The organism is Methylacidimicrobium sp. AP8, from assembly GCF_903064525.1.
Lineage (GTDB): Bacteria > Verrucomicrobiota > Verrucomicrobiia > Methylacidiphilales > Methylacidiphilaceae > Methylacidimicrobium.
In genome coordinates this window covers 2,261,742-2,272,706 of record NZ_LR797830.1, presented here as the reverse complement: position 1 = coordinate 2,272,706, position 10,965 = coordinate 2,261,742, and the positions used below count along the sequence as shown (strand labels likewise).

At 63.3% G+C, this 10,965-nt stretch carries 10 protein-coding genes; 3 read left to right on the top strand and 7 right to left on the bottom strand.

Features of this window, described 5'->3' with window-relative positions:
• Positions 1 to 63: 63 nt before the first annotated feature.
• Both MTHMO_RS10615 and mnmG read right to left on the bottom strand, forming a co-directional pair.
• On the bottom strand, positions 64 to 759 hold the full coding sequence (locus MTHMO_RS10615; RefSeq protein WP_202214747.1) for a rhodanese-like domain-containing protein: 696 nt from the start codon (positions 757 to 759) through the stop codon (positions 64 to 66).
• Positions 756 to 2,654, bottom strand: a complete 1,899-nt coding sequence (gene mnmG, locus MTHMO_RS10610; protein ID WP_202214746.1) for a tRNA uridine-5-carboxymethylaminomethyl(34) synthesis enzyme MnmG — start codon at positions 2,652 to 2,654, stop codon at positions 756 to 758. The genes MTHMO_RS10615 and mnmG overlap by 4 nt, the downstream gene beginning before the upstream one ends.
• A gap of 64 nt (positions 2,655 to 2,718) precedes the next feature.
• Here mnmG and dnaB point away from each other — a divergent pair, with 64 nt between their 5' ends.
• The gene (gene dnaB, locus MTHMO_RS10605) at positions 2,719 to 4,125 is read left to right on the top strand and encodes a replicative DNA helicase (RefSeq protein WP_237394905.1); all 1,407 of its coding nucleotides are present in this window, start codon (positions 2,719 to 2,721) and stop codon (positions 4,123 to 4,125) included.
• 331 nt (positions 4,126 to 4,456) lie between these two features.
• The gene (locus MTHMO_RS10600) at positions 4,457 to 5,428 is read left to right on the top strand and encodes a YihY/virulence factor BrkB family protein (protein ID WP_255535430.1); all 972 of its coding nucleotides are present in this window, start codon (positions 4,457 to 4,459) and stop codon (positions 5,426 to 5,428) included.
• Positions 5,429 to 5,469: 41 nt separating this feature from the next.
• Here the strand turns inward: MTHMO_RS10600 and MTHMO_RS10595 are convergent, their stop codons facing one another.
• Positions 5,470 to 6,282, bottom strand: coding sequence for a thiazole synthase (locus MTHMO_RS10595; RefSeq protein WP_370568348.1), 813 nt, complete (start codon positions 6,280 to 6,282; stop codon positions 5,470 to 5,472).
• 143 nt (positions 6,283 to 6,425) lie between these two features.
• Positions 6,426 to 7,277 carry a menaquinone biosynthesis family protein gene (locus MTHMO_RS10590; RefSeq protein ID WP_202214744.1) on the bottom strand — a complete coding sequence of 284 codons (852 nt, stop codon included), beginning with the start codon at positions 7,275 to 7,277 and terminating at the stop codon, positions 6,426 to 6,428.
• Between the two features lie 175 nt (positions 7,278 to 7,452).
• On the opposite strand from MTHMO_RS10590, the gene MTHMO_RS10585 reads away from it, so the two are divergent.
• Positions 7,453 to 8,397 carry a histone deacetylase gene (locus MTHMO_RS10585; protein WP_202214743.1) on the top strand — a complete coding sequence of 315 codons (945 nt, stop codon included), beginning with the start codon at positions 7,453 to 7,455 and terminating at the stop codon, positions 8,395 to 8,397.
• Between the two features lie 7 nt (positions 8,398 to 8,404).
• On the opposite strand, the gene MTHMO_RS10580 is transcribed toward MTHMO_RS10585, so the two are convergent.
• The 3 genes from MTHMO_RS10580 to nadC are packed head-to-tail and all read right to left on the bottom strand — an operon-like array spanning position 8,405 to position 10,782.
• Positions 8,405 to 8,953, bottom strand: a complete 549-nt coding sequence (locus MTHMO_RS10580; RefSeq protein ID WP_202214742.1) for a cytochrome C — start codon at positions 8,951 to 8,953, stop codon at positions 8,405 to 8,407.
• Positions 8,943 to 9,884 carry a homoserine kinase gene (gene thrB / locus MTHMO_RS10575; protein WP_202214741.1) on the bottom strand — a complete coding sequence of 314 codons (942 nt, stop codon included), beginning with the start codon at positions 9,882 to 9,884 and terminating at the stop codon, positions 8,943 to 8,945. The genes MTHMO_RS10580 and thrB overlap by 11 nt, the downstream gene beginning before the upstream one ends.
• Before the next feature lie 28 nt (positions 9,885 to 9,912).
• Positions 9,913 to 10,782, bottom strand: a complete 870-nt coding sequence (gene nadC / locus MTHMO_RS10570; protein WP_202214740.1) for a carboxylating nicotinate-nucleotide diphosphorylase — start codon at positions 10,780 to 10,782, stop codon at positions 9,913 to 9,915.
• Positions 10,783 to 10,965 lie beyond the last annotated feature (183 nt).

Genomic DNA, 10,965 nt, shown 5'->3' with positions numbered 1-10,965 from the left:
TTCGCTCCTGCCCGGAGCGGTGGGTTGGGAGATCCGCCCCGGAGCCGGCGCCCCATAGATGCTTTACGAGGGGTGGGTCGGCTCTGCACGCTTGCGGCGTTGCAAGATCCGCTGGTTGAATTCACGAATCGCATGATCGGTCGGCCAGGAGGGACCGAGGATTCGTTTGAGGAGCGCCACGACCTCGGCATCCGAGCCGGAGGAAAGGACGACTTGCTCCATCGTCTGGGGATCGACGCAGAGAAATTCCATGACCGCGCGATCCTCCTTGTCCAAGAAGGAAGCGATCGAGGGTGCCAGACCTGCGGCTAGGCGGCGGATCGAATCGATGAGGTGGGGGAGCTGCGCGACCCCGGCCAGGCGTTCGTCAGGCGGACGGCAAGGGGGATAGCTGCCGGCTTCGACCGGCAGAGCCGCCTGGAGCCATGCCTGCCAACCTCCGGCCAGGGAGTAGACGGTGGGGAAGCCCATGCGCACAAGGAGGTCCGCGGCGAGCAGAGATCGATTGCCGACGCGGCTATAGCAGAGGATGGGGACCGCAGCGTCCGGGATTCGGGAATCCACTTCCTCGGGGAGACGGTCGAGCTGCAGGTTGATCGCCCTTGGGAGGTGTCCCGCGGTCCATTCGCGGGGTTGGCGCAGGTCGATGGAGATGGCCGGTCCCTCACGCATCCGGAGAAGGGCTTGATCCGGAGGGAGCTCCGGGATCTGCCGACGGAGGGAATCCAGGAAGAGCCGGTAGCGGGAAGTCGCGGTCATCGCTTGTCCTCGGGAGGGCTTTCCGACGCTTGGGAAACCGGGTTGGGATTCCCTTTCTTGAGAGCGACCATCAGGACGGCTAGGTCGGCTGGGTTGACTCCGGGAATCCGGGCGGCTTGTCCCAGGGTTGACGGGCGGATCTGTTGCAATTTTTCCCGCGCCTCCTGTTTGAGGCCGAGGATGGTTTGGAAATCGAGCCAGGGGGGGAGAAGGGTCTCTTCCATCGACCGAAGGCGCTCGATCTGGGCCCGTTCGCGAACAATGTAGCCCGCGTATTTGATTTCGCACTCGAGATGTGCGGCGATGTCCGGTTCCACGCTCCGAAAGGGTTCCGGGAGGTCGGCCCAGCGAAAATCCGGGCGCCGAAGGCGTTCGAAGAGGGAGCCGCCTTCCGTTTTGGCTTCGGCTAAAGCTCTGGTCACCTCTTCGATGCGCCGCTTCTTCGCAAACCACAGCTTGCGCCGGTACGGCGGAAGAGATCCGACGGAGCAGCCGATTTCGGAGAGGCGGACATCGGCGTTATCGTGGCGCAAAACGAGCCGATGCTCCGCTCGCGCGGTGAACATGCGATAGGGCTCCCGGATCGGACGGGTCACCAAATCGTCGATCAGGACTCCGATGTAGGCTTGGTCGCGGCGGAGCACGACCGGAGGATCTCCCCGTGCGGCGCGGGCGGCGTTGATTCCAGCGAGGATTCCTTGGGCGGCGGCTTCCTCGTAGCCGGATGTCCCGTTGATCTGCCCGGCTAGGAAGAGGCTTCGGATTCGCTTGGTCTCCAGAGAGGGGAAAAGTTGTGTCGCCGGACAGTAGTCATACTCCACCGCGTATCCGGGGCGCAGGATATGGGCATTCTCGAGGCCGGGGATCGTGCGGAGGAAGGCGCATTGGATGTCAAAGGGAAGGCTGGTCGAACAGCCATTGACATAGAACTCCTGGGTCTGCCTTCCCTCGGGTTCTAGAAAGATCTGGTGACGCTCACGCTCGGCGAAGCGGACGACCTTGTCCTCGATCGAAGGGCAGTAGCGAGGACCTACGCCCTCGATGCTCCCCGAATAGACGGCCGAGAGATGGAGGTTGTCCCGGATCAATCGATGCGTCTCCGGCGTCGTGTAGGTGATCCAGCAGGGCAATTGTTCCACGTGGAACAGGCGGCCGTCCCACCAGTTGAGAGTAAAGGGATCCCCTTCCCTTCTCTGCAGCTCCTCGGGGAAAAGTGAAAAGATCGGCGGGGGGACATCCCCGGGCTGCCGCTCGCAAGCTTGGAAGTCGATCGTCCGCCCGTTGACGCGGGGCGGGGTTCCGGTCTTCAGTCGTCCGATCTCGAATCCCAGCCTCTTGAGCTCGAGCGACAATCCGCTGCTCCCCTCACCCGCTCTCCCGCCCGGGCGTTGCTCTGATCCGACGTGAATCAACCCGCGAAGAAACGTTCCCGTAGTGATAACGATCGCCTTCGCCCGAAACTCGACTCCAAGGTCGGTCAGCAGCCCTTCCACGGCATCGTCCTTGACGCAAAGCCTGGCGACCGAGCCCTGCTGGATGTCCAAGCCCGGCATCGATTCGCAGAGCGCCTTGAGGCGGAATTGATAGGCTTTCTTGTCGCACTGGGCGCGCGGAGCCTGCACGCTCGGGCCCTTCCGGCGGTTGAGCATCCGGAATTGGATGCCGGTGGCGTCCGCGTTTTGCGCCATGACGCCGCCCAGCGCGTCGATCTCCCGTACTAAAATTCCCTTCGCCACCCCTCCGATCGAGGGATTGCAGGACATCTGGCCAATCGTGTCGAGCTGCAGGGTCAGCAGAAGCGCCTCGCACCCCATTCGTGCGGCCGCCAAGGCCGCTTCCACGCCTGCGTGCCCGCCGCCGACCACAATCACATCGTATTCCTTGGGCCAACGCATCGATTTCCGCTTCCCCAAAAGTTTCGCTTTCGGCGGCGCCCCGACCTTTTGCTATCCTGCTTTTGTGTCCCAACCCAGCGCGACCGGCAAGCTGCCTCCGCCGGACTCGGCCCTCCCTGCCGCCCTCTATAGCGCCGAAGCGGAGCGCGCCGTTCTCGGCTCGCTGCTTGTGCACCCGGAGCTCGTGCTCAATCAAGCTTTCGAGACTCTATCATCCGACGATTTCTTCGTCCCCGCCCACCGCGTGCTCTTCGACCTCCTTCGATCGATGGACGCGCGCCACCAGGCGATCGATGTGCTTACTGTTCATCAAAACCTCGTCGACAGCAATCTGGCGGCCCAGGTAGGCAGTCCCGCGATCCTCGCCGAGCTGGCCACGTCCTTTTCGAGCCATCTCAACATTGGCACCTACATCCAGCTGGTCAAAGACAAAAGCCTTCTTCGCCACCTCCATCAAGCCTGCTGCAGCATCGTCCAGCGCATCGTCGACGAACCCCAGCCGACGAGTGCGGTGCTCGACCATGCCGAGCGGGAGATCTTTCGCGTGACAAACCTCTCGCTGACCCGTTCGAGCGTTCCGGTCTCCATCGAACTTCGCCGCGCCCTCGAGCTTGTCGACTCCTTCCATCGGCGCAAGGGGAAGCTCTTCGGTATCCCGACGGGCTTTTACGAGCTCGATATGCTGACGACAGGCTGGCAGAAAGGGGACATGGTGGTTTTGGCCGCTCGGCCCGGAGTTGGGAAGACCGCTCTCGGCCTTACCTTCGCGCGGCAGGCGATTCGTCAACGATACGACGTCGAAAAGGATGCCTGGGTGCAGCCCGGGCACGCGGTCGGGTTCTTTTCTCTCGAAATGACTAATCCGCAGATCATGCTCCGCCTCCTCGCTTCCGTGGCCAGCGAAAGCCTCCAGAAGATCCGGCGCGGCGAGCTTGACGATTCCGCGCTCGAGAAGCTGCGTCGCATCTCGGCCGACGCCCAGGAATGGCCCCTCTATCTAGATGACTCGAGCGGCCTGACCATCCACCAGCTTCGCGCGAAGGCACGCCGGATGAAGGATCAATACAAGATCGAGCTGCTGATCGTCGACTATCTCCAGCTTCTCCGGTCGGATTCGCCTCAGGCGAGGGAGAATCGCCAAGTCGAGATTGCGGAGATTTCGCGGGGCCTCAAGGCGCTAGCCAAGGAGCTCGACATCCCGGTAATCGTCCTTGCTCAGCTCAACCGGCGGGTGGAAGAGGGCAAGGCGGAGCCGGCGCTCCACCACCTCCGCGAGTCCGGTGCGATCGAGCAGGACGCGGATGTGGTCTTGCTGCTCCATCGTCCCGATTCCGAAGAGGAGGTTTCTCCCGCGGAAATTCCCTATACGCTCCACGTGGCCAAACAGAGAAACGGGCCGACCGACAAGATCGACATTCGTTTCAATGCGCTCTACACCCGATTCGAAGATCCTCTCCGCCATAGCGGCTAGCCTACCTCCACCTTGCCGCCGGATCTCTGTGCCAAGGCGCCGGGGAAGCGATCCTTGCGCCAGGGCGGCGCATGGAGGACGCGGAGCTCCTGCCCTCTCCGGCCGTTTGGTGGATGGACCGATGCCGTGCATCGTCGATACGTCGGCTCCCGCCGGATGAACTGGCGTCCGCCGCCCGTCGGTGATTCAAAGAAAGCCGTAGGCGGCATGGGTGCGAGGCAAATCGCGGCATCTTCGCCGGAAACATTCGTGGAGAGAACAAGGATGGAGGATCGAGCGGAGCGGAGCCGCAGGGGGCGCCTGTTCCCCTTGCGCGGAAATCGCGGGAGACATGCTGCCTAAAAACGGGCGCGCCCTGCCCTCCTTCCTCTTTCCGCACTCCGGCACCCGCACCCACGGTCCTCTCCCGGGAAAGGTGCGGCGGCGGATACGCCGCGTTTTTCTTCGTGCTCAGTTCCTCCTCGCGGACGCGTGGAAGGGCTGGCTTCGGCATAAAGCTCCCAAGATGGGGGCGGCACTCGCCTGCTATACGATCTTTTCGATCGCCCCGATGATCCTTCTCCTTCTTTCGTTCACGAGCATTCTCTTCAGTAGGAAAGAGGCGCAGTCTTATCTTACGCAAGCGCTCCACGATCTCGGCGGAACTCCCATGGCATCGGCCGTGCAGATGATTCTGGCGACCGCTTGGCCGCCTCATCCCGGTACGCCTGCCGCCTTGACGGCAACCATTTCTCTGCTCTTCGGCGCTTCGGGCGTTTTCGTGGAGCTGCGGGATTCCCTCAACACGATCTGGGGGGTGACGGAAAGGGCGGAAGGACCTCTTCTCGCGCTAATCTGGGATCGAGCGGTCTCTTTCGCCATGGTCGCGGTAGTAGGCATGCTTCTGCTCGTCGCCCCGCTTGCGGTCACGACCATGGATGCTTTCTCTGAGCCGCTGGCGAGCGCCTTTTCCTGGTATCCCGCGTTCTACGATGTTGCTCGCGTGCTGACGTCGTTCCTGGTCGTGGTGCTCCTCTTCGCTGTTCTCTTTCGTGTGCTGCCGCAGGGACCGGTCACCTGGAAAGAGGCATTTTTCGGAGGGATCGGCACCGCTCTCTTGTTTGAGGTGGGGCGCTCGGGCCTGAACTTCTTCATGAGTCATAGTTCGATCGCCTCGCTTTACGGTGCCGTCGGTTCTCTTCTTGTCCTGCTCCTCTGGATCTACTATTCGGCCCAGATTTTCTTCCTCGGCGCGGAGCTGACCCGGGCCTATGCGTATCGCTTCGGTTCGGGCCGCGCTACACACCGTCGCCACCCGACCTGAGCGGAATCGAGTCGCTCGCCGGCACACACGGCGATTTTCGGTCAGAGAAAGGCGGTAAGAGGACTGGTTGGAACCGCTCGGGAGTGCCGCTGTGGCCGGCCGGAGCGGTAGGCGATCCGCCCGGCTTCGACGGCCATTCGAAAAGCGCGTGCCAGGGCACACGGGTCGTCGGCGACAGCGATCGCCGTGTTCACCAGCACTCCGTCGGCTCCGATCTCCATGGCGGCGGCCGCATGGGATGGGGCGCCCAGCCCCGCATCGATGATCACGGGGATGCTCGCCTGCTCGATGATGATCTCGAGTTGTGCCCGGGTCTCCAAGCCCCGCATCGAGCCGATCGGGGAACCCAGCGGCATGACCGCCCCGACGCCCACCTCCTCCAGCCGCTTCGCCAACACCGGATCGGCATTGATGTAGGCGAGAACAACGAAACCCTCGCGCACAAGCTGTTCGGCCGCCAGCAGGGTTTCCACGGGATCCGGCAGGAGATAGCGGCTCTCCGGGTGGATCTCGAGCTTCACCCAGCGCGACATTCCGGCAGCGGCGCCCAGACGAGCCAACCGCACCGCCTCTTCCGCATTGGCAGCCCCGCTCGTGTTCGGCACGATCAGGTATCGCTGCGGATCAAGGTAAGAGAGAATGTTCTCTTCCGGGCGGACCTCCCCAATTTCCGCCCGGCGCAATGCCACGGTCAAGATTTCGGTCCCACTCGCCTCCAGGGCCTCCGCCATGAGCGCGTGAGAACCGAATTTTCCGGTGCCGATCAGCAGACGGGAAGTAAACTCCCGGCCTGCAATACGGAGTCGTTCCTGCTGGTCATTCATCCGCGTCCACCGGTCCCTTCGATCCGGCATCCAGATTCGCCCAATTCCCGAACACTTCGGGCAGCGCATGCTGTCTAGCTATTACCACATTCCGGACGAAGACGATAGCGTCGCCGCCTCCGCCGGAAGCGAATCGGCACCTTGCTCGACAAAGCGCAAAGCCTCGGTGAGCCCTATTCCGGCGCCCAATCGACGCCGACGCCGGAGGGCAACATTCCCAACATCCGGCCCCGCCGTAAAAACTCTTCAATCGCCCGCCGACCGTCGGGGCCGTAGTCGAAGGTGCGTTCATTCGCGTACATGCCGACAAACTCGTCGACCCTCTCCGGGCTCAGTCCTCGAGAAAAGCGGGCCGCATACTCCAAGGCCTCGCTCCGGTGGTCCAGGCCCCACCGGATGCTCTCCCGGAGCAGCCGCGTGCATTCCCGGGCGATATCGACGCCCAGGTCTTTGCGCAGGGCGTTGCCGCCCAATGGGAGGGGGAGCCCCGTCTCTTCTTTCCACCAGCGGCCGAGATCGACGCAAAGGCAGAGGCCGCCGTCCGCATAGGTAAGCTGCCCTTCGTGGATCACCAGGCCCGCCTGCACCTCTCCCGAGCGCACGGCTTCCAGAATGCGATCAAAGGGACAGACTTCCAGGCGAAGCTGCTCGGGACGAAGTCCAAGATAGAGGCTTAAGGCCAACACCGCGCTCGTCCGCAGCCCGGGAATCGCGATGCGGGCGCGGGCCAACTCCGCCGGACCCATTGAGCGCGCCGAGACAACCCGGGGCCCGTAGCCCTCGCCCATGCTTCCACCGCACGGCAGCAGCCAGTAGGCCTGCCGCAGAAACCCGTAGGCGTGAATGGAGATCGCGGTCAGATCGATCGCCCCCTTCCTCGCCAGCTCATTGAGGCTTTCAATGTCCGTCACTTCCTGGCGGAAGCGGAGAGTCCCGCCGGAGAGCTTTCCGGTTACCAAGGCGCAAAACAGGAAAGCATCGTCTGAATCCGGGGAATGGCCGAGGCGGACTTCTCTTTGTGTCATCTCTTCCCTATTCCAACGGACTCCTCGCCAAGTCAATCGTATGGTTGACTCGGGGCTTCGCTCGGCCCGGAAGCGGCCCAAGCAAAATGTTCTTGGATCTATGCCCCGTGCGGCGCAAAAAAGACGGGCCTTTTCGCTCGTTGGAAGAGCCTCGTACAGGAAACGGTTGCCTTTTATGCCACCTCCCACCCTGCTCATCACTCATCCCGACTTCGCGCGGCACCCCACCCCGCGCGGCCATCCCGAGAGTCCCGAGCGGATCTCGGCAACGCTCCCCCGGTTGCGCGCATCCCTTCCCAAGAGCATCCGCTGGGTCGAGCCTGCGCCGGGGGCGCGGGAGCTGCTCCGATCCGTCCATACCGAGGCCCTGATCCGCCGGATCGAAAATGCCTCGCGCGACGGGCTGGTGCTTCTCGATGAGGGGGATACGTATGCGGGGGCGCATTCGTTTGACGTCGCTCTGTTGGCGGTCGGGGCGGCCACGACGGCCGTCGACCTGGTCGCTTCCGGAGAAGCAGCGAACGCCTTCGCGCTCGTCCGTCCGCCCGGCCACCACGCGCGACCCGGCGCTCCCATGGGGTTCTGCCTCTTCAATACCGTTGCGATCGCAGCTCGGTACGCTCAGAAGCAGCATGGCTGTCGGCGTATCCTGATTCTCGACTGGGATCTTCACCATGGGAACGGCACGCAGGAGATCTTCGAGGCGGACTCCTCCGTTTTTTTCATCAGCCTTCATCAATATCCGTTCTACCCCGGTACCGGCAGCGCGGCCGAACGAGGCAAAGCGGGCGGGGAAGGCTTTACGCTGAACCTGCCCATGAAGGCCGGATCGGTTGACGCCGAGTACAGGGCGGCCTTCGAGGAGAAGGTTGTCCCCGCCGCCGACGCGTTCCGGCCCGACTTCGTTCTCGTCTCGGCGGGATTCGATGCGCACCGGGACGACCCTTTGGGGGATCTTCGCCTCAGTGAAGAGGGGTTTGCGGAAATGACCGCCCGCATCCGAGGCGTCGCCGAACGGCACTGCGGCGGCAAGCTGGTTTCCGTTTTGGAAGGAGGGTACAACATCGATGCCCTAGGCCGCTCCATCCACGCGCACCTTTGCGCCTTGGCGCATCGATAAGGCTGTTCTACGGAGGAGCGGCGGCCTGCGGAGCCGGCTGGTTGCTTTTGAGCCCTTGCAAGTAGAGCGTGATGGCCAGGGCGTCCGCATGGCTCATCCGGTAGGGCGGCATCGGCGGCCGCGAATATTTGCCGGCCGGTGTCATGCCGGTCTCAAGGAATTGAACCATATCCGCCTGGCTCCATCCCTCCGGGAGGCCCGCGATGGGGGGAGCGTTCAGCGCAAGCGATCCCGCATTTTCCGCATTCAGCCCCGGGACCACCCCTCCTTGCAACCACTTGTCCCGCAACAACTCCCCCCGCTCGTTGCGGGGGGTGTGGCACTCCCCGCAAAGGGCTACCGCCTCAACGAGATATTTCCCATGCTGAATGCGCTCTCCGGTTCGATCCCCCGGCCCCTTTTCCCCCGGCCGCTCCTTTTCTACGTTGGCCGGCTCCGCCGGTTCCTCCGGCAACTGCCGCAAAAACTCCTCGTCTTGCGCTACGGCGGCTTCCCAAGAAAGAATGCCGACCGCTCCCAAAATCAGGCCGAGACGAAGCGATCGCCTAAGAACCATGCTTCTGCCCTCCCGGCGTGAGGAGCCTGGGAGTCCGCAACCACGCCTTTGCCCCTCGATTTTCCCCCTGGATCCGCAGACAACTCCCTTTGAGCCCGGCCTCGGCCGCGGCCCGCGCCATCGCTGCGGCCACATCGGCTCCCCGACTCGTTGCCAACGCCATTAGGGTCGAACCGGCTCCGCTGAGGTAAAATCCGACCGCTCCGGCTCCGTAGGCGCTCTCCCGCATCCGGTTCCACGCCGCGATCCGCTTGACCCGTGCGGGTTGATGCCAACGGTCTTCGAAGAGCCCCGTCAGCTCTTCGTATCGGCGCAAGCAGACGCAGGCGGCGATCCGGGAGGCGCGTTGCAGATTCCAGACCGCGTCTCGTAGCGGGATGGTGTGGGGAAGGACAGAACGGGCCCATTCGGTTTCCATCTCCGATTCCGGAATGAAGGCCACGAACTCGAGCCGCTTCCCGAGCGGCACGCGGGTCCGCCCGCCGTCGCTGGCGATCGTAAACCCTCCGAGAAGAGCCGCGCACACGTTGTCCGGATGGCCCTCGAGCGCGCTGCCGAGCGCGATCAGCCGCTCGGGCGGAATGGGCCGGCCGGCGATCTCGTTCAACCCCACCAGCACCCCTACCCGCACGGTCGCGCTGCTCCCCAAGCCTCTGGCGCTGGGGACATCTCCGGAAATCTTCCAATCGAAGGCGGGCAGGCGTACGCCCGCCTCTTGGGCGAACGCCTCCGCCGCCTCTTGTACCATGCGAGGTAGGCCCCCGGGGGACGCCTCGCCTCCGATTCGGAGCGTTGTCCAGTTGTACAAGCGCAACGCGGCCCCGAACGTATCGAAGCCCGGACCGAAATTGGTGGTCGTCGCGGGCACTCGGACACGGCATTCGATCGGCCCTCTGCGGTGGATGACGAGTTGCCGGGTTGGAGAATGCATGAGCTGCGGAGCAGAAGGTAACGGCCAACTATAGAGTAACCCGCAGGGAAAAATCCATCGCCTTGGCACTGTGCGTCAGCGCTCCGACCGAAATAAAATCGATTCCGGTTTCCGCGACGCCGCGAACGTTCTCCAAGGTGATTCCGCCGGAAGCTTCGAGCCGCATACGCCCGTCGACCAGCTCGACCGCCCGGCGGATCTCTTCGATGCCCATGTTGTCGAGCAACAAGAGATCCAGAGGAAGGAAACGCAGCTCTGCTACCTCTTCCAGGCTTTGCGCCTCCACTTCGATCCGGACGAGCGGCCGCAGGCGGCGGATCTTTTCCGCCCGCAAGCCTAGCTCCGTCGTCCATGAGTCGGGGAAAGCGGTCTTGAGCAGGGCCAAGTGGTTTCCCTTCAGGAGAACGTGATCCCCGAGCGAAAAGCGATGGTTTGCGCCTCCCGCGCAACGGACCGCGTACTTTTCCAACGATCGCAAGCCCGGTAGGGTTTTTCTTGTGTCCAAAAGCTGAACGTCCGTCCCCTGAATCTTCTCGAGGAAGGTCCGCGTGAGGCTGGCGACGCCGGAGAGATGTTGGAGGAAGTTGAGCGCGGTCCGTTCCCCGGCGAGGATCTCGGCAGCCGGGCCGGATACCGATAGGACGGTCGTGCCGGCCTGGACATAGGCGCCCTCCTCGCATCGCGATTCGACCTGCAGATCGCCGGAGGAGACCTCTCGGAAAACCACCCGCACCACCGGCAGCCCACAGACGATCCCGTTCTCCTTGGCGAAAATCTCCGCCCGGCAAAAGAGCCCTTTCGGAAGAAAACCGCTCGAGGTTGCGTCTCCTTGGCTCAAGTCCTCTTCCAGCGCCCGGCGCACGATCCGGCGGGCCTCTTCCCCGAGAAGATGATCCATCGGCATAGGCTAATGAACGGGCGGACTAGAAGGAAGTCTATCGTGTCATAAACCCTCTTTCCGCTTGCCGGAGAAGGAGCGTCATGCCAAAAGATGGACTGAGTCGGAGTGGGGAGTCCTGCTGGGTTTCCGCGCTTCGAGCCGGCCGAGCGTCAGGCGACGCCTCCGCGCTTGGGGGGCAAG

Coding starts and splice junctions, on each gene's coding strand:
- MTHMO_RS10595 (WP_370568348.1), bottom strand. CDS start 6,282: ATGCCGGATCGAAGGGACCGGTGGACGCGGATGAATGACCAGCAGGAA.
- MTHMO_RS10580 (WP_202214742.1), bottom strand. CDS start 8,953: ATGGTTCTTAGGCGATCGCTTCGTCTCGGCCTGATTTTGGGAGCGGTC.
- MTHMO_RS10600 (WP_255535430.1), top strand. CDS start 4,457: ATGCTGCCTAAAAACGGGCGCGCCCTGCCCTCCTTCCTCTTTCCGCAC.
- MTHMO_RS10585 (WP_202214743.1), top strand. CDS start 7,453: ATGCCACCTCCCACCCTGCTCATCACTCATCCCGACTTCGCGCGGCAC.
- MTHMO_RS10615 (WP_202214747.1), bottom strand. CDS start 759: ATGACCGCGACTTCCCGCTACCGGCTCTTCCTGGATTCCCTCCGTCGG.
- thrB (WP_202214741.1), bottom strand. CDS start 9,884: ATGCATTCTCCAACCCGGCAACTCGTCATCCACCGCAGAGGGCCGATC.
- MTHMO_RS10590 (WP_202214744.1), bottom strand. CDS start 7,277: ATGACACAAAGAGAAGTCCGCCTCGGCCATTCCCCGGATTCAGACGAT.
- nadC (WP_202214740.1), bottom strand. CDS start 10,782: ATGGATCATCTTCTCGGGGAAGAGGCCCGCCGGATCGTGCGCCGGGCG.
- mnmG (WP_202214746.1), bottom strand. CDS start 2,654: ATGCGTTGGCCCAAGGAATACGATGTGATTGTGGTCGGCGGCGGGCAC.